Raw genomic sequence first — 14,642 nt, 5'->3', positions numbered from 1 at the left:
TCGGGGCGGAGCCTGGTCCACGGGCGCGACACGCCCGACCGCGGGGGTCGGCGGAAGTGGGCCTGTACCAGCCGGTACAGGTGCCCGCGACACAGCGGCATCGAGAGAAGGAACAGAAGCCACCATGGCGGGACAGAAGATCCGCATCCGGCTCAAGGCCTATGACCACGAGGTCGTCGACTCCTCGGCTCGGAAGATCGTCGAGACGGTGACGCGTACCGGGGCGCAGGTTGCTGGCCCGGTGCCGCTGCCCACGGAGATCAACCGTTTCTGCGTCATCCGCTCGCCGCACAAGTACAAGGACTCGCGCGAGCACTTCGAGATGCGCACGCACAAGCGTCTGATCGACATCATCGACCCGACCCCGAAGACGGTCGACTCGCTCATGCGCCTCGACCTGCCGGCTGGCGTCGACATCGAGATCAAGCTGTAGGGATCGATCAAATGGACAGGCAAGTCAAGGGGATCCTGGGCGCCAAGCTCGGCATGACCCAGGTCTGGGACAACAACAAGGTCGTCCCCGTGACCGTGGTCGAGGCCGGCCCGTGCGTCGTGAGCCAGGTTCGTAGCGCCGACAAGGACGGCTACACCGCCGTTCAGCTCGCCTACGGGGCCATCGACCCGCGCAAGGTCAAGAAGCCGGTCGCCGGGCACTACGCCAAGGCGGACGTCTCGCCGCGCCGGCACATCGTCGAGCTGCGCACCTCCGACGCCGCGGACTACGCGCCGGGCCAGGAGGTCACGGTCGAGGAGTTCCCGGTCGGCGCCGTGATCGACGTGACCGGCAAGACCAAGGGCAAGGGCTACGCCGGCCCGATGAAGCGGCACGGCTTCCACGGTCTGCGCGCCAGCCACGGTGTCGAGCGCAAGCACCGCTCGCCCGGCTCGATCGGCGCCTGCGCCACCCCGGGTCGCGTCTTCAAGGGCACCCGGATGGCGGGCCGGATGGGTGGCGTTCGCTACACCGTCCAGAACCTGACCGTCCAGGCGGTCGACACCGAGAACAACCTCCTGCTCGTCCGTGGCGCCATCCCGGGCCCGAAGGGCGCGCTCGTCCTGGTCCGCACCGCGGCCAAGGCGAAGGTGAAGAAGGGCGGTGTGGCCAAGTGACCACCGTTGACGTCCTCAACGTCGAAGGCGGCAAGAGCGGCTCCGTCGAGCTGCCGGCCGACATCTTCGACGTCCAGGCGAACGTCGCGCTGATGCACCAGGTCGTGGTGGCTCAGCTCGCCGCGGCCCGGCAGGGCACGCACAAGACCAAGACCCGCGGTGAGGTCTCCGGCGGTGGCCGGAAGCCTTACAAGCAGAAGGGCACCGGCCGGGCCCGTCAGGGCTCGACCCGCGCGCCGCAGTTCGCCGGCGGTGGCGTGGTCCACGGCCCGACGCCGCGCGACTACAGCCAGCGCACCCCGAAGAAGATGAAGGCCGCCGCCCTGCGTGGCGCCCTCTCCGACCGGGCCCGCGCCGGCCAGGTGCACGTCGTCGAGGCGTTCGTCTCGGGCGAGAAGCCGTCGACCAAGGCGGCCCTGGCCACGCTGACCAAGCTGACCGCCGCCCGCCGGGTCCTGGTCGTGCTGAGCAGCACCGACGAGCTGAACTGGGTGTCGCTGCGGAACCTGCGCAACACGCGGGACAGCCGGGTGCACCTGATCGAGGCCGGCCAGCTCAACACGTACGACGTGCTGGTGGCCGACGACGTGGTCTTCACCAAGGAGGCCCTGGACGAGTTCCTGGGTGTGCCCGCCGAGACCACCGAGGAGGATGGCAAGTGAGCACGATCGCCGATCCGCGTGACGTCATCGTCGCGCCGGTCGTCTCGGAGAAGAGCTACAGCGAGCTGAACCGGAACTGGTACACCTTCCTGGTGCACCCGGACGCGAACAAGACCGAGATCAAGATCGCTATCCAGCAGATCTTCAACGTCCGCGTCCTGACGGTCAACACGCTCAACCGCCAGGGCAAGCGCAAGCGGACCAAGACCGGGTTCGGCAAGCGCAAGGACACCAAGCGGGCGATCGTGAAGCTGGCTGACGGTGACCGTATCGAGGCCTTCGGCGGCCCGGTCAGCTGAGGGGTGTAGACAATGGCTATCCGTAAGTACAAGCCGACGACGCCGGGCCGGCGAGGCTCCAGCGTCGCCGACTTCGCCGAGATCACCCGGTCCACGCCGGAGAAGTCGCTGCTGGCTCCGCTGCCGAAGAAGGGCGGGCGTAACGCCCACGGCCGGATCACCACGCGGCACCACGGTGGCGGCCACAAGCGCCAGTACCGTCTGATCGACTTCAAGCGGGTCGACAAGGACGGCGTGCCGGCGAAGGTCGCCCACATCGAGTACGACCCGAACCGCACCGCGCGCATCGCGCTGCTGCACTACGCCGACGGCGAGAAGCGCTACATCCTCGCGCCGAAGGACCTGAAGCAGGGCGACCGCGTCGAGTCCGGCCCGGGCGCTGACATCAAGCCGGGCAACAACCTGCCGCTGCGCAACATCCCGGTGGGTACCACCATCCACAACGTGGAGCTGCGTCCGGGCGGCGGCGCCAAGCTGGCCCGCTCGGCCGGCGTCGGCATCCAGCTGCTCGGCCGTGAGGGCGCGTACGCGACCCTGCGTATGCCGTCCGGTGAGATCCGGCGGGTCGACGTGCGCTGCCGCGCCAGCGTCGGCGAGATCGGCAACGCCGACCAGTCGAACATCAACTGGGGCAAGGCCGGCCGGATGCGGTGGAAGGGCAAGCGCCCGACCGTCCGTGGTGTCGCCATGAACCCGGTCGACCACCCGCACGGTGGTGGTGAGGGTAAGACCTCCGGTGGTCGCCACCCGGTCAACCCGCAGGGTAAGCCCGAGGGCCGTACCCGTCGTAAGGGCCAGCCGAGCGACCGGCTGATCGTCCGCCGCCGCTACGCCACGCGTAAGCGCGGCTGAGGGAGATAAGACATGCCTCGCAGCCTGAAGAAGGGCCCGTTCGTCGACGACCACCTGCTCAAGAAGGTGGAGACGCAGAACGACAAGGGCTCGAAGAACGTGATCAAGACCTGGTCGCGGCGCTCGACGATCATCCCGGAGATGCTGGGACACACGATCGCCGTGCACGACGGACGCAAGCACGTCCCGGTCTTCGTGACCGAGGCCATGGTCGGGCACAAGCTCGGCGAGTTCGCGCTGACCCGCACGTTCAAGGGTCACGAGAAGGACGACCGGAAGAGCCGCCGGCGCTGACGCCGCGGGCATACGGATAGAGGAACAAGGGGTTACAGCGATGCCAGGAAAGGGCGACGCTCCGGTGCTTCCGGGCGCGCGGGCGGTTGCGCGGCACGTGCGCATCTCGCCGATGAAGGCGCGCCGGGTGGTCAACCTCGTCCGCGGCCTGCCCGCGAAGGAGGCGCTCACGGTGCTGCAGTTCGCGCCGCAGGCTGCGAGCGAGCAGGTGTACAAGGTGCTCGCGAGCGCGATCGCCAACGCGGAGAACAACGAGCGGCTGGACCCCGACGCGCTGCTCGTCAGCGAGGCGTTCGTCGACGAGGGCCCGACGATGAAGCGGTTCCGGCCGCGGGCGCAGGGCCGGGCGTACCGGATCCGCAAGCGGACGTGCCACATCACGGTGGCGGTCGAGGCCGTGGCGCCGGCCGCGCCGAAGAAGTCGGCGAAGAAGGCCGCTCCGGCCAAGCAGGCCGAGCCGGCGCAGGCGCAGAGCACGACGGAGGGTGCCGAGTAATGGGTCAGAAGGTTCACCCCACTGGGTTCCGGCTCGGCATCTCGACCGACTGGAAGTCCCGCTGGTTCGCGGACAAGCTCTACAAGGACTACATCGGCGAGGACGTCAAGATCCGCCGGATGATGTCCAAGGGCCTCGAGCGTGCCGGCATCTCCAAGGTCGACATCGAGCGCACCCGGGACCGGGTCCGCGTGGACATCCACACCGCCCGGCCGGGCATCGTCATCGGCCGTAAGGGTGCGGAGGCCGACCGGATCCGCGGCGAGCTGGAGAAGCTCACCGGCAAGCAGGTCCAGCTGAACATCATCGAGGTGAAGAACCCCGAGTCGGACGCGCAGCTGGTCGCCCAGGGCGTCGCCGAGCAGCTGTCCAGCCGGGTCAGCTTCCGTCGGGCCATGCGCAAGGCGATGCAGTCCGCGATGAAGAACCCGGCCTGCAAGGGCATCCGGGTTCAGGTCTCGGGCCGTCTCGGCGGCGCCGAGATGAGCCGGACCGAGTTCTACCGCGAGGGTCGTGTCCCGCTGCACACGCTGCGGGCCAACATCGAGTACGGCTTCTTCGAGGCCCGTACCACCTTCGGCCGGATCGGCGTGAAGGTCTGGATCTACAAGGGCGACGCCGTGCCGGGCCGCGAGGCCCCGGCCGAGGCGGCCCCGTCGCGCGGCCCGCGCCGTGACCGTGGCGACCGGCCGGACCGGCCGCGTCGTGGCCGGTCGGGCTCGTCGGGTACGACCGCCGGCGGCACCGAGGCCGGCCGCGCTGCCGCGACCACCATCGCGCAGCAGGCGGAGACGCCGGCCGGTGAGCCGGTCGACAGCAGCGCTGTCGCCGCCGCCGCCTCGGCTCCGAACCAGCCGGCAGAACAGCAGCAGGAGGGCTGACAGATGCTGATGCCGCGCAAGCCCCCGAAGGGCTTCCGCAAGCCGCACCACCCGGACCGCAGTGGCGCGTCCAAGGGTGGTAACCGGGTGGTGTTCGGCGAGTTCGGGATCCAGGCTCTCGAGCCGGCGTACGTGACCAACCGTCAGATCGAGTCGGCACGTATCGCGATGACCCGCCACATCAAGCGTGGCGGCAAGGTCTGGATCACGATCTTCCCGGACCAGGCCCTCACCAAGAAGCCGGCCGAGACCCGGATGGGCTCCGGTAAGGGTTCTCCCGAGTGGTGGGTCGCCAACGTCAAGCCGGGGCGGGTTCTCTTCGAGATGTCCTTCCCCAACGAGCAGATCGCGCGAGAGGCGATGCGTCGCGCGATCCACAAGCTCCCGATGAAGTGCCGCATTGTTACGCGCGAAGTGGGTGAATCCTGATGGCAGCCGGCGTCAAGCCCTCCGAGCTGCGTGAGCTCTCCGACGAGGAGCTGGTCACGAAGCTGCGCGAGGCTAAGGCGGAGCTGTTCAACCTCCGCGTGCAGGGCGCGACCGGGCAGCTCGACAACAACCGGCGGCTGCAGGTCATCCGTCGGGAGATCGCCCGGATCTACACGATCATGCGTGAGCGTGAGCTGGGTCTCTCGGCCGCGCCGACTGAGGTGACTGCATCATGAGTGAGAACACCACTACCACCGCCGCCGCGCGGTCCCGCCGTAAGGTGCGCGAGGGCCTCGTGGTCAGCGACAAGATGGACAAGACCGTCGTGGTCGAGGTCGAGGACCGGGTCAAGCACGCGCTGTACGGCAAGATCATGCGTCGTACCCGCAAGCTGAAGGTGCACGACGAGCAGAACTCGGCCGGTATCGGCGACCGGGTCCTGATCATGGAGACCCGGCCGCTCTCCGCCACCAAGCGGTGGCGGCTCGTGGAAATCCTCGAGAAGGCCAAGTAGCGAAGGCTCGAGCTCGGCCGGGATCGGTCGGGCGCAGGTTCCGCCAGGCTCCGGCCGCCCCCGGCGGCCGGAGAACCGGCAGACATAGGAGATAGACGTGATTCAGCAGGAGTCGCGACTGCGCGTCGCCGACAACACGGGTGCCCGGGAGATCCTGTGCATCCGGGTTCTCGGTGGCTCCGGTCGGCGCTACGCGAGCATCGGCGACGTCATCGTGGCCACGGTCAAGGACGCGATCCCCGGTGCCGGTGTGAAGAAGGGCGACGTCGTCAAGGCCGTCGTCGTTCGGACCGCCAAGGAGAGGCGGCGGCCGGACGGGTCGTACATCCGCTTCGACGAGAACGCCGCCGTCATCATCAAGGACGGTGGGGACCCGCGCGGTACCCGTATCTTCGGCCCGGTGGGTCGTGAGCTGCGGGACAAGCGGTTCATGAAGATCATCTCTCTCGCGCCGGAGGTGTTGTGACCGTGAAGGTCAAGAAGGGCGACACGGTCGTCGTCATCGCCGGCAAGGACAAGGGTGCCAAGGGCAAGGTCATCGCGGCCTACCCGCGGCAGGACAAGGTCCTGGTCGAGGGCGTGAACCGGGTCAAGAAGCACACTCGCATCAGCACCACCCAGCGTGGCGCCAAGACCGGCGGCATCGTCACCCAGGAAGCCCCGATCCACGTCTCGAACGTGATGGTCGTGGACTCCGACGGCAAGCCGACCCGCGTCGGCTACCGGATCGACGACAACGGCCAGAAGGTCCGCATCGCGCGTAGCACCGGTAAGGACCTGTGATGACCACGGCTACCGAAACCAAGACCCAGCCGCGCCTCAAGGAGCGGTACCGCAACGAGATCGTGGCCGAGCTGCAGAAGCAGTACAGCTACGGCAACGCGATGCAGGTGCCGCGGATGGTCAAGATCGTCGTCAACATGGGTGTCGGCGAGGCCGCTCGCGACGCCAAGCTGATCGACGGCGCCGTCCGCGACCTGGCCACCATCACCGGCCAGAAGCCGCTGGTCCGGCGGGCCACCAAGTCCATCGCGCAGTTCAAGCTCCGCGAGGGCATGCCGATCGGCGCGAAGGTCACCCTCCGGGGCGACCGGATGTGGGAGTTCCTGGACCGGCTGCTCTCCATCGCGCTGCCGCGTATCCGTGACTTCCGCGGTCTGGACGGGCGCAAGCTCGACGGGCACGGCAACTACACGTTCGGTCTGACCGAGCAGTCGGTGTTCCACGAGATCGACCAGGACAAGATCGATCGCCAGCGGGGCATGGACATCACGGTGGTCACGACCGCCACGACCGACGACGAGGGCCGGGCGCTGCTCAAGCTCCTGGGCTTCCCGTTCAAGGAGAACTGAGATGGCCAAGAAGGCGCTGATCCTCAAGGCGGCCGCGAAGCCGAAGTTCTCGGTTCGCGCGTACACCCGCTGCCAGCGGTGCGGGCGTCCGAAGGCGGTCTACCGCAAGTTCGGTCTCTGCCGGGTGTGCATCCGGGAGATGGCCCACCGCGGTGAGCTGCCCGGCGTGTCCAAGGCTTCCTGGTAATAGCCCGGCGCGCTCCGGCGCGTCAGCTGAACTGTCTCTTCGCCGTAGGCCCCGGGCCCGGCCCGGGGAACCCCGGCGAGAAAGGTTGACGAGTTTTCATGACGATGACCGACCCGATCGCAGACATGCTCACGCGTCTGCGTAACGCCAACCAGGCGTACCACGACCGGGTGACGATGCCCTACTCGAAGATCAAGGCGAACATCGCCGAGGTCCTCAAGGCCGAGGGTTACATCGCCACCTGGTCGGTCGAGGACCCCGAGGAGGGTGCCGTCGGCAAGCGACTGGTCGTCGAGCTGAAGTACGGCCAGAACCGCGAGCGGAGCCTGGCCGGCATCAAGCGCGTGTCCAAGCCCGGTCTCCGGGTGTACGCCAAGTCGGAGGGGCTCCCGCGGGTGCTCGGCGGGCTTGGTGTGGCGATCATTTCGACGTCCCAGGGGCTGCTCACCGACCGGCAGGCCCGCAAGCGGAGCGTTGGCGGGGAAGTCCTCGCCTTCGTCTGGTAACGGGAGACAGGTAGAAATGTCGCGTATTGGACGTAAGTCGATCCCGGTGCCATCCGGCGTCGACATCACGATCGACGGCCAGACCGTCAAGGTCAAGGGCCCCAAGGGCGAGCTGAGCCACGTGCTGGCCGAGCCGATCACGGCGGAGCGCAGCGAGAACGGCGAGCTGCTCGTCAACCGGCCCAACGACGAGCGCAAGGCCAAGGAGCTGCACGGCCTGAGCCGTACGCTGGTGGCCAACATGATCGTCGGGGTGACCGAGGGCTACCGCAAGAGCCTGGAGATCGCCGGCACCGGTTACCGCGTGACCGCCAAGGGCAAGGACCTGGAGTTCGCGCTCGGGTTCTCGCACCCGGTCGTGGTACCGGCACCGGACGGCATCACCTTCACGGTCGAGCGGCCGACGCTGTTCCACGTGGCCGGCATCGACAAGCAGCAGGTCGGCGAGGTCGCCGCCAACATCCGGAAGATCCGCCCGCCGGAGCCCTACAAGGGCAAGGGCGTGAAGTACCAGGGCGAGGTCATCCGCCGTAAGGCTGGAAAGGCAGGTAAGAAGTGAGCGCCACGCTGCTCAAGCGCCGCCGCGGCGTTGCCGCCAAGCGTGCCGTCGGGCGTGCGCGTCGGCACTTCCGGGTCCGCAAGAACGTCAGCGGCACCGCCGAGCGTCCTCGCCTCGTCGTCACCCGTTCCCTGCGGCACATGGTCGCCCAGGTCGTCGACGACACCAAGGGTCACACCCTGGCGTCCGCGTCGACCATGGACGCCTCGCTGCGCGGCGCCGAGGGCGACAAGAGCGCCCTGGCCGGCAAGGTCGGCGCGCTGCTCGCCGAGCGGGCCAAGGCCGCCGGCGTCTCGAAGGTCGTCTTCGACCGCGGTGGCAACCGGTACGCGGGGCGGGTCGCCGCGCTTGCCAAGGCCGCCCGCGAAGCCGGGCTCGAGTTCTAGAAACCCCGTCACGAGAGAGAAGGAAGGCTGCTGATGCCAGGTCAACAGCGCCGTGGCGGCGGGTCCGGTGGCAACGAGGGTGGTCGCCGCGACAACCGCCGTGAGGGCGGCCGCGGAAACGCGCCCGTCGAGAAGACCCCGCACCTCGAGCGGGTCGTCGCGATCAACCGCGTCGCCAAGGTCGTGAAGGGCGGTCGTCGCTTCAGCTTCACCGCCCTCGTGATCGTGGGCGACGGCGACGGCACCGTCGGCGTGGGCTACGGAAAGGCCAAGGAGGTGCCCGCGGCGATCGCCAAGGGCGTCGAGGAGGCCAAGAAGCACTTCTTCAAGGTGCCGCGGATCGGTCAGTCGATCCCGCACCCGGTCACGGGCGAGGACGCCGCCGGTGTGGTGCTGCTCAAGCCGGCCTCCGCCGGTACGGGTGTCATCGCCGGTGGTCCGGTGCGTGCCGTGCTGGAGTGCGCGGGCATCCACGACGTGCTCTCCAAGAGCCTCGGCTCGTCCAACCCGATCAACATCGTGCACGCCACCGTGGCGGCCCTGAAGGGGCTCGAGTCCCCCGAGCAGGTCGCGGCGCGTCGTGGCCTGCCGGTGGAGGATGTCGCGCCGGCCGCCATGCTGGCGTCGCGTGCGGGGGTGGCGTCCTGATGGCACGTCTGAAGGTCACCCAGGTCCGGTCCGGCATCGGGCGGAAGCAGAACCAGCGTGACTCGCTGCGTTCGCTCGGTCTCAAGCGGATCAACGACGTGGTGGTCAAGGAGGACCGGCCGGAGATCCGCGGCATGATCTTCACGGTCAACCACCTCGTGAAGGTCGAGGAGGTCGAGTAATGACGATCAAGGTGCACCACCTGCGTCCCGCCCCGGGAGCCAAGACCGACAAGACCCGTGTGGGTCGCGGTGAGGGTTCGAAGGGCAAGACCGCTGGACGCGGTACCAAGGGTTCGAAGGCCCGGAAGAACATCTCGCCGGCGTTCGAGGGTGGGCAGATGCCCATCCACATGCGCCTGCCGAAGATGAAGGGCTTCAAGAACAAGTTCAAGGTCGTGTTCCAGGTGGTCAACCTGGACCGGCTGGCGGAGCTCTTCCCGAACGGCGGCCAGGTCGGCCCGGTCGAGCTGGTCGAGGCCGGCGCGGTCCGCAAGGGCCACCCGGTCAAGGTGCTCGGCACCGGCGACCTCGGCGGTGTGTCCCTCCAGGTGTCGGCGCACGCGTTCAGCGCGTCGGCCAAGGAGAAGATCACCGCGGCCGGCGGCTCGGTCACCGAGCTCTAAGGGCATTTTCGTGGCGCCCGCTCAGTTGTTCGCGACTGGGCGGGCGTCATGGTCTACCGGTCGCGTGTGCGCCGGGTAACATCGGATTCGTTTTATGTAGCCGGGCACATCTGCCCGGACCGGGATCGGACTGTTAGAGTCCGTTGCCAGCCATGGATACCGGGCACTCCGCCCGGCACCCACCCCGCCCCGCCAGGGATCGTCACCGGCGGCCCGCGTCGCGCAGGAGGAAGAAGTTGCTGTCCGCCTTTCTCAGTGCGTTCCGTACGCCTGACCTGCGCAAGAAGCTGCTGTTCACAGTAGGCATCATCGCGGTCTACCGGCTGGGCGCCACGCTGCCCAGCCCGGGCGTCTCGTACGGCAACGTGCAGAAGTGCCTCGACACCATCCAGGGCAGCACCGGCGTGCTCAACCTGCTGGATCTCTTCTCCGGCGGCGCGCTGCTCCAGCTCTCGGTCTTCGCGCTGGGCATCATGCCCTACATCACCGCGTCGATCATCTTGCAGCTGCTGACGGTGGTGATCCCGCGCCTGGAGCAGCTCCGCAAGGAGGGCCAGGCCGGCCAGGCGAAGATCACCCAGTACACCCGCTACCTGACGCTGGGGCTGGGCATCCTCCAGTCCTCGGCGTTCGTGGCGCTGGCCCGCTCCGGGCAGCTGTTCAACAACCAGTGCGACCAGTTCCCGATCGTGCCCAAGGGCACCGGCATCCCGGACTGGCTGACGCTCACCGTCCTGGTGATGACGATGACCGCCGGCACCGGCGTGGTGATGTGGCTGGGCGAGCTGATCACCGACCGGGGCGTCGGCAACGGCATGTCGGTGCTGATCTTCACCTCGATCGCGGCCCGGCTCCCCAGCGAGGGCTGGAAGATCAAGACCACCAAGGGCTGGGGGATGTTCCTCCTCGTCATCGCCCTGGTGCTGCTGGTCATCACCGCGGTCACGTTCATCGAGCAGGCGCAGCGCCGGATCCCGGTGCAGTACGCGAAGCGCATGATCGGCCGGCGGATGTACGGCGGCACCTCCACCTACATCCCGCTCAAGGTGAACCAGGCCGGCGTCATCCCGGTCATCTTCGCCTCGTCGCTGCTCTACCTGCCCACGCTCGCGCTCCAGTTCTTCGACCAGAACGACCCGGGCAAGGTCCAGGCCTGGATCCAGAACCACATCGTGAAGGCGAGCGCGCCGGAGCACATCGCGATCTACTTCCTGCTGATCATCTTCTTCACGTACTTCTACGTGTCGATCACGTTCAACCCGACCGAGGTCGCGGACAACATGAAGAAGTACGGCGGCTTCGTGCCGGGCATCCGCCCCGGCAAGCCGACCGCCGAGTACCTCGACTTCATCCTCAGCCGGATCACCCTGCCGGGTGCGCTCTACCTCGGCATCATCGCGATCCTGCCGAACTTCTTCTTCATCTGGCTGGACAACCAGCAGTTCCAGAACTTCCCGTTCGGCGGCACCGCTGTGCTCATCATGGTCGGCGTCGGTCTGGAGACCGTGAAGCAGATCGAGAGCCAACTCATGCAGCGGAACTACGAAGGGTTCCTGCGGTAGATGCGACTCGTTCTGGTTGGCCCGCCGGGCGCGGGCAAGGGCACACAGGCGGAGTTCATCGCCGCGCACCTCTCGGTGCCGAAGATCTCGACCGGTGACATCTTCCGGGCCAACGTCACCCAGGGCACTCCGCTGGGCGTCGAGGCGAAGCGGTACATGGACGCCGGCAAGCTGGTCCCGGACGACGTCACCATCAACATGGTCCGGGACCGGCTCGCCGAGCCGGACGCCGGCGAGGGCTTCCTGCTCGACGGCTTTCCGCGCACCACGCCGCAGGCCGCCGAGCTGGACAAGCTCCTCGCCGACCTGGGCAGCATGCTGGACCTGGTGCTGGAGCTGGTGGTCGACGACGACGAGGTGATCCGGCGGCTCTCCGGCCGGCGTACCTGCCGGGGCTGCGGCAAGATCTGGCACGTCGAGTTCGACGCGACCACCCGGGACGGCATCTGCGACCGGTGCGGCGCGGAGCTGTTCCAGCGCGACGACGACAAGCCGGAGACGATCGCCGCGCGGTTGCGGGAATACTCCGAGAAGACCGCGCCGCTTGTCGACTACTACGGCGCCCAGGGCAAGCTGGTGGGCATCGACGCGACCGGGCCGGTGGAGGACGTCACGGTCCGCGCCATCGACGCCCTGCGGTCGTACGGCGGCTGACCTCCCGCCGCCGCCCGGCGGATAGACTGTGAACAGCGGGGTACGCGCGACGTGCCCCGCTGTTCCGTGTAACGAAAGGTGAACGCCGTCATGCGCCGTCCCCAGCTGGACATCCAGCTGAAGACCCCCGAGCAGATCGAGCTGATGCGGGCCGCCGGTCTGGTGGTCGCCCGTGCCCTGGCCCGGATGCGGGAGGCGGTCGCGCCCGGTGTGTCGACCGCCGACCTCGACGCGATCGCCGAGGCGACCATCCGGGAGGCCGGCGCGGTCCCGTCGTTCAAGGGCTACCACGGTTTCCCGGCCTCGATCTGCTCCTCGGTCAACGAGCAGGTGGTGCACGCCATCCCGTCGCCGGAACAGGTGCTGCGCGAGGGCGACCTGATCTCGATCGACTGCGGGGCGGTGCTCGACGGCTGGCACGGCGACGCGGCGATCACGGTGGCGGTGGGGGAGGTCGACCCGGCGCTGCTGCGGATGGCCGAGGTGGCCGAGGACGCCATGTGGGCCGGGATCGCGGCCGCGGCCCGGGGCGCGGCCTCCGGCAGGGGCCGGCTGACCGACATCTCGCACGCGGTGGAGACCGCGGTCCGCAGGGGCGGCCGGTACGGCATCGTCGACGGCTACGGCGGCCACGGCATCGGCACGGAGATGCACCAGGACCCGCACGTGCTCAACCACGGTCGCCCCGGCAAGGGCCCACGGCTGGTGCCCGGTCTGGCGCTCGCCATCGAGCCGATGATCACGGCGGGTTCCCCGCGCACCGTCGAGCTGGCCGACGGCTGGACGGTGGTGACGCGGGACCGCTCGATGGCGGTGCACGTGGAGCACTCGATGGCGCTGCTGGCGGACGGGGTGTGGGTGCTCACCGCCTCCGACGGCGGCCGGGCCCGCCTCGGCGATCTGGTGACCGCCCGCCAGCCGGCGGACTCCCCGGCCCGCTGACCGGCCCGACTCCGGCCCGGAACGCGGCGTCCGAGCGGAGCGCGGTCCCCGCCCCGACGGACCCACGCCATGCCGGCGTCCGTGCCGTGCCCACGTCTGCGGCATATCTGGCCTGCGCCGGTGACTGAAGCAGCTACTTTTCGGCGGTATACCTCCTGGTCATAAATATGACGCACAGGCATACCGTCCCGGAGTTGCCTGTCCGCTGGCCGCATCACCCTGAGTGACCACGCCGTCTGACGGTCGGACACTGGCCGAGGTCGGAGCGGGTTTCCGTCGGGTGGCGGTCCGGTGGCATCCTTGCCGACATGGACGGGCAGCGGGAGATGCGGGCGGCCGACCGCGACCGGGAGGCCGTCGCGGAGCCGCTCTGGGTGCTGGGGCCGTGGGGCGGCCTGGTGCTGATGCAGTCGGTCGGGCTGATCGGCGCGGATCACGGCCGGAAGCGGCGCGACCGCCGCCGATAGCTGTGCCGCTGGTCACAACCGGGCCGGAAATCCGCCGTTCGAGGGATCTGCCGGCCGGCCGGTTTGGCGACTCCGCGCGGGCGGGCGTACACTTTCAGATCGGCGCACAGCGTCCACTCCGCCATGCCCACCCTGCGCTTCGGTGGGAGTCGGAGCCGCGGCTGGCGCGGGTTCACTGATCTTGGTCAGTTCACCCGTGTAAGACGTTGTGGGCCGTCCGGAGCAACCGACGTCAGGACAGCGGAGTACATGCCGAAAAAAGACGGAGCCATCGAGATCGAGGGTCGGGTCATCGAGCCCCTGCCGAACGCCATGTTCCGGGTGGAGCTCGCGAACGGCCACAAGGTGCTGGCTCACATCAGCGGCAAGATGCGGCAGCACTACATCCGCATCCTGCCGGAGGACCGGGTCGTCGTCGAACTGTCGCCGTACGACCTGACCCGCGGGCGCATCGTCTACCGCTACAAGTAAGCCTGACGACGGCCGGGACGTCCCCGTGTCCGTCTTCGACGTCCGGGTCGCGATCCGTCGCGCTCCGGGCCAGATGGGAAGTAAGGCAACCGTGAAGGTCAAGCCGAGCGTCAAGAGGATCTGCAACAAGTGCCGGGTGATCCGTCGGCACGGCCGGGTCATGGTCATCTGCAGCGACCCGCGTCACAAGCAGCGCCAGGGCTGACGCCCCACACATCACCAGCTCGTCCCGCCGCGGACGGTGCGCCACACGCGTACCCCTCGTGGTTGACCCCCGGTCGGAGGCCGGGGCCCGCTCGGGCAGCGGGGTGGGACGGGTCCACACCTCCGCCACAAATCATGAGGAGTACGCCCGCACATGGCACGTCTAGTCGGCGTGGATCTCCCCCGCGAGAAGCGGATGGAGATCGCGCTCACCTACATCTTCGGGGTCGGCCGTACCCGCGCCCTGGAGACGCTCGCCGCGACCGGCATCTCGCCGGACAAGCGCGTTCGGGACCTCACGGACGAGGAGCTCGTCGAGCTCCGGAACCACATCGAGGGCAACTACAAGGTTGAAGGCGACCTGCGCCGCGAGGTCGCCGCTGACATCCGCCGCAAGGTCGAGATCGGCTGCTACGCCGGCATCCGGCACCGCCGCGGTCTGCCCGTGCGTGGTCAGCGCACCAAGACCAACGCGCGGACCCGGAAGGGCCCGAAGCGGACCGTGGCCGGCAAGAAGAAGCCCGGCAAGAAGTAACTAGGAG

At 68.5% G+C, this 14,642-nt stretch carries 28 protein-coding genes; all 28 read left to right on the top strand.

The window, feature by feature from the left end; genetic code table 11:
* Window positions 1-124 precede the first annotated feature (124 nt).
* The 28 genes from rpsJ (at window position 125) to rpsM (ending at window position 14,635) form a co-directional block, all read left to right on the top strand.
* Window positions 125-433, top strand: coding sequence for a 30S ribosomal protein S10 (gene rpsJ, locus OG767_RS28485; RefSeq protein WP_007073037.1), 309 nt, complete (start codon window positions 125-127; stop codon window positions 431-433).
* An 11-nt stretch (window positions 434-444) separates the two neighbouring features.
* Window positions 445-1,110: a 50S ribosomal protein L3 gene (gene rplC / locus OG767_RS28480; protein ID WP_405091240.1), complete on the top strand. Its 666-nt coding sequence runs from the start codon at window positions 445-447 to the stop codon at window positions 1,108-1,110.
* Window positions 1,107-1,772, top strand: a complete 666-nt coding sequence (gene rplD / locus OG767_RS28475; protein WP_107157438.1) for a 50S ribosomal protein L4 — start codon at window positions 1,107-1,109, stop codon at window positions 1,770-1,772. The genes rplC and rplD overlap by 4 nt, the downstream gene beginning before the upstream one ends.
* On the top strand, window positions 1,769-2,071 hold the full coding sequence (gene rplW / locus OG767_RS28470; RefSeq protein WP_107157439.1) for a 50S ribosomal protein L23: 303 nt from the start codon (window positions 1,769-1,771) through the stop codon (window positions 2,069-2,071). The genes rplD and rplW overlap by 4 nt, the downstream gene beginning before the upstream one ends.
* Before the next feature lie 12 nt (window positions 2,072-2,083).
* Window positions 2,084-2,923, top strand: coding sequence for a 50S ribosomal protein L2 (gene rplB / locus OG767_RS28465; protein WP_091065788.1), 840 nt, complete (start codon window positions 2,084-2,086; stop codon window positions 2,921-2,923).
* A 12-nt stretch (window positions 2,924-2,935) separates the two neighbouring features.
* The gene (gene rpsS, locus OG767_RS28460; RefSeq protein WP_007073032.1) at window positions 2,936-3,217 is read left to right on the top strand and encodes a 30S ribosomal protein S19; all 282 of its coding nucleotides are present in this window, start codon (window positions 2,936-2,938) and stop codon (window positions 3,215-3,217) included.
* 40 nt (window positions 3,218-3,257) lie between these two features.
* Complete coding sequence (gene rplV / locus OG767_RS28455; RefSeq protein WP_107157440.1) at window positions 3,258-3,713, top strand: 50S ribosomal protein L22; 456 nt, start codon at window positions 3,258-3,260, stop codon at window positions 3,711-3,713.
* Window positions 3,713-4,594 (top strand): 30S ribosomal protein S3, encoded by an 882-nt coding sequence (gene rpsC, locus OG767_RS28450; protein WP_107157441.1) that lies wholly within the window; start codon window positions 3,713-3,715, stop codon window positions 4,592-4,594. The genes rplV and rpsC overlap by 1 nt, the downstream gene beginning before the upstream one ends.
* A 3-nt stretch (window positions 4,595-4,597) precedes the next feature.
* Window positions 4,598-5,023, top strand: a complete 426-nt coding sequence (rplP, locus tag OG767_RS28445; protein ID WP_007465292.1) for a 50S ribosomal protein L16 — start codon at window positions 4,598-4,600, stop codon at window positions 5,021-5,023.
* Complete coding sequence (gene rpmC, locus OG767_RS28440) at window positions 5,023-5,259, top strand: 50S ribosomal protein L29 (protein ID WP_107157442.1); 237 nt, start codon at window positions 5,023-5,025, stop codon at window positions 5,257-5,259. Before rplP ends, rpmC begins: the two co-directional genes overlap by 1 nt.
* On the top strand, window positions 5,256-5,537 hold the full coding sequence (gene rpsQ / locus OG767_RS28435; RefSeq protein WP_405091239.1) for a 30S ribosomal protein S17: 282 nt from the start codon (window positions 5,256-5,258) through the stop codon (window positions 5,535-5,537). Before rpmC ends, rpsQ begins: the two co-directional genes overlap by 4 nt.
* A 97-nt stretch (window positions 5,538-5,634) precedes the next feature.
* Complete coding sequence (rplN, locus tag OG767_RS28430; protein ID WP_007465279.1) at window positions 5,635-6,003, top strand: 50S ribosomal protein L14; 369 nt, start codon at window positions 5,635-5,637, stop codon at window positions 6,001-6,003.
* On the top strand, window positions 6,000-6,320 hold the full coding sequence (rplX, locus tag OG767_RS28425; RefSeq protein WP_018217055.1) for a 50S ribosomal protein L24: 321 nt from the start codon (window positions 6,000-6,002) through the stop codon (window positions 6,318-6,320). The genes rplN and rplX overlap by 4 nt, the downstream gene beginning before the upstream one ends.
* Entirely contained in the window at window positions 6,320-6,889 is a 570-nt protein-coding gene (rplE, locus tag OG767_RS28420) for a 50S ribosomal protein L5 (protein ID WP_405091238.1), read from the top strand. The genes rplX and rplE overlap by 1 nt, the downstream gene beginning before the upstream one ends.
* 1 nt (window position 6,890) lies before the next feature.
* Window positions 6,891-7,076: a type Z 30S ribosomal protein S14 gene (locus tag OG767_RS28415; protein WP_007073023.1), complete on the top strand. Its 186-nt coding sequence runs from the start codon at window positions 6,891-6,893 to the stop codon at window positions 7,074-7,076.
* A 98-nt stretch (window positions 7,077-7,174) separates the two neighbouring features.
* Window positions 7,175-7,582 carry a 30S ribosomal protein S8 gene (rpsH, locus tag OG767_RS28410; protein WP_107157444.1) on the top strand — a complete coding sequence of 136 codons (408 nt, stop codon included), beginning with the start codon at window positions 7,175-7,177 and terminating at the stop codon, window positions 7,580-7,582.
* Window positions 7,583-7,598: 16 nt separating this feature from the next.
* Entirely contained in the window at window positions 7,599-8,141 is a 543-nt protein-coding gene (gene rplF, locus OG767_RS28405; protein ID WP_281938103.1) for a 50S ribosomal protein L6, read from the top strand.
* Window positions 8,138-8,527, top strand: a complete 390-nt coding sequence (rplR, locus tag OG767_RS28400; RefSeq protein ID WP_107157446.1) for a 50S ribosomal protein L18 — start codon at window positions 8,138-8,140, stop codon at window positions 8,525-8,527. The genes rplF and rplR overlap by 4 nt, the downstream gene beginning before the upstream one ends.
* 33 nt (window positions 8,528-8,560) lie before the next feature.
* On the top strand, window positions 8,561-9,175 hold the full coding sequence (gene rpsE / locus OG767_RS28395) for a 30S ribosomal protein S5 (RefSeq protein WP_013288621.1): 615 nt from the start codon (window positions 8,561-8,563) through the stop codon (window positions 9,173-9,175).
* Window positions 9,175-9,357 (top strand): 50S ribosomal protein L30, encoded by a 183-nt coding sequence (gene rpmD / locus OG767_RS28390; RefSeq protein WP_091065818.1) that lies wholly within the window; start codon window positions 9,175-9,177, stop codon window positions 9,355-9,357. Before rpsE ends, rpmD begins: the two co-directional genes overlap by 1 nt.
* Entirely contained in the window at window positions 9,357-9,800 is a 444-nt protein-coding gene (gene rplO, locus OG767_RS28385) for a 50S ribosomal protein L15 (RefSeq protein WP_018784561.1), read from the top strand. The genes rpmD and rplO overlap by 1 nt, the downstream gene beginning before the upstream one ends.
* Before the next feature lie 236 nt (window positions 9,801-10,036).
* The gene (gene secY, locus OG767_RS28380; protein WP_281938099.1) at window positions 10,037-11,362 is read left to right on the top strand and encodes a preprotein translocase subunit SecY; all 1,326 of its coding nucleotides are present in this window, start codon (window positions 10,037-10,039) and stop codon (window positions 11,360-11,362) included.
* Entirely contained in the window at window positions 11,363-12,016 is a 654-nt protein-coding gene (locus OG767_RS28375; protein WP_405091237.1) for an adenylate kinase, read from the top strand.
* Between the two features lie 90 nt (window positions 12,017-12,106).
* Entirely contained in the window at window positions 12,107-12,958 is an 852-nt protein-coding gene (map, locus tag OG767_RS28370) for a type I methionyl aminopeptidase (RefSeq protein WP_405091236.1), read from the top strand.
* 308 nt (window positions 12,959-13,266) lie between these two features.
* Window positions 13,267-13,425 (top strand): hypothetical protein, encoded by a 159-nt coding sequence (locus tag OG767_RS28365; protein ID WP_405091235.1) that lies wholly within the window; start codon window positions 13,267-13,269, stop codon window positions 13,423-13,425.
* Between the two features lie 249 nt (window positions 13,426-13,674).
* Complete coding sequence (gene infA / locus OG767_RS28360; protein WP_007073013.1) at window positions 13,675-13,896, top strand: translation initiation factor IF-1; 222 nt, start codon at window positions 13,675-13,677, stop codon at window positions 13,894-13,896.
* A 91-nt stretch (window positions 13,897-13,987) separates the two neighbouring features.
* Window positions 13,988-14,101 (top strand): 50S ribosomal protein L36, encoded by a 114-nt coding sequence (rpmJ, locus tag OG767_RS28355; RefSeq protein ID WP_043965539.1) that lies wholly within the window; start codon window positions 13,988-13,990, stop codon window positions 14,099-14,101.
* Window positions 14,102-14,254: 153 nt separating this feature from the next.
* Window positions 14,255-14,635, top strand: a complete 381-nt coding sequence (gene rpsM, locus OG767_RS28350) for a 30S ribosomal protein S13 (RefSeq protein ID WP_013288614.1) — start codon at window positions 14,255-14,257, stop codon at window positions 14,633-14,635.
* Window positions 14,636-14,642 lie beyond the last annotated feature (7 nt).

Origin of the sequence: Micromonospora sp. NBC_01392 (assembly GCF_045040125.1) — a bacterium.
GTDB lineage: Bacteria > Actinomycetota > Actinomycetes > Mycobacteriales > Micromonosporaceae > Micromonospora.
This window is presented reverse-complemented; position numbering and strand designations above follow the sequence as displayed.

Excerpts from the sequence above, each read along its gene's own strand:
- rpsJ (WP_007073037.1), top strand. The coding sequence starts at position 125 with ATGGCGGGACAGAAGATCCGCATCCGGCTCAAGGCCTATGACCACGAG.
- rplC (WP_405091240.1), top strand. The coding sequence starts at position 445 with ATGGACAGGCAAGTCAAGGGGATCCTGGGCGCCAAGCTCGGCATGACC.
- rplB (WP_091065788.1), top strand. The coding sequence starts at position 2,084 with ATGGCTATCCGTAAGTACAAGCCGACGACGCCGGGCCGGCGAGGCTCC.
- rpsS (WP_007073032.1), top strand. The coding sequence starts at position 2,936 with ATGCCTCGCAGCCTGAAGAAGGGCCCGTTCGTCGACGACCACCTGCTC.
- rplV (WP_107157440.1), top strand. The coding sequence starts at position 3,258 with ATGCCAGGAAAGGGCGACGCTCCGGTGCTTCCGGGCGCGCGGGCGGTT.
- rpsC (WP_107157441.1), top strand. The coding sequence starts at position 3,713 with ATGGGTCAGAAGGTTCACCCCACTGGGTTCCGGCTCGGCATCTCGACC.
- rplP (WP_007465292.1), top strand. The coding sequence starts at position 4,598 with ATGCTGATGCCGCGCAAGCCCCCGAAGGGCTTCCGCAAGCCGCACCAC.
- rpmC (WP_107157442.1), top strand. The coding sequence starts at position 5,023 with ATGGCAGCCGGCGTCAAGCCCTCCGAGCTGCGTGAGCTCTCCGACGAG.
- rpsQ (WP_405091239.1), top strand. The coding sequence starts at position 5,256 with ATGAGTGAGAACACCACTACCACCGCCGCCGCGCGGTCCCGCCGTAAG.
- rplE (WP_405091238.1), top strand. The coding sequence starts at position 6,320 with ATGACCACGGCTACCGAAACCAAGACCCAGCCGCGCCTCAAGGAGCGG.
- OG767_RS28415 (WP_007073023.1), top strand. The coding sequence starts at position 6,891 with ATGGCCAAGAAGGCGCTGATCCTCAAGGCGGCCGCGAAGCCGAAGTTC.
- rpsH (WP_107157444.1), top strand. The coding sequence starts at position 7,175 with ATGACGATGACCGACCCGATCGCAGACATGCTCACGCGTCTGCGTAAC.
- rplF (WP_281938103.1), top strand. The coding sequence starts at position 7,599 with ATGTCGCGTATTGGACGTAAGTCGATCCCGGTGCCATCCGGCGTCGAC.
- rpsE (WP_013288621.1), top strand. The coding sequence starts at position 8,561 with ATGCCAGGTCAACAGCGCCGTGGCGGCGGGTCCGGTGGCAACGAGGGT.
- rpmD (WP_091065818.1), top strand. The coding sequence starts at position 9,175 with ATGGCACGTCTGAAGGTCACCCAGGTCCGGTCCGGCATCGGGCGGAAG.
- rplO (WP_018784561.1), top strand. The coding sequence starts at position 9,357 with ATGACGATCAAGGTGCACCACCTGCGTCCCGCCCCGGGAGCCAAGACC.
- OG767_RS28375 (WP_405091237.1), top strand. The coding sequence starts at position 11,363 with ATGCGACTCGTTCTGGTTGGCCCGCCGGGCGCGGGCAAGGGCACACAG.
- map (WP_405091236.1), top strand. The coding sequence starts at position 12,107 with ATGCGCCGTCCCCAGCTGGACATCCAGCTGAAGACCCCCGAGCAGATC.
- OG767_RS28365 (WP_405091235.1), top strand. The coding sequence starts at position 13,267 with ATGGACGGGCAGCGGGAGATGCGGGCGGCCGACCGCGACCGGGAGGCC.
- infA (WP_007073013.1), top strand. The coding sequence starts at position 13,675 with ATGCCGAAAAAAGACGGAGCCATCGAGATCGAGGGTCGGGTCATCGAG.
- rpsM (WP_013288614.1), top strand. The coding sequence starts at position 14,255 with ATGGCACGTCTAGTCGGCGTGGATCTCCCCCGCGAGAAGCGGATGGAG.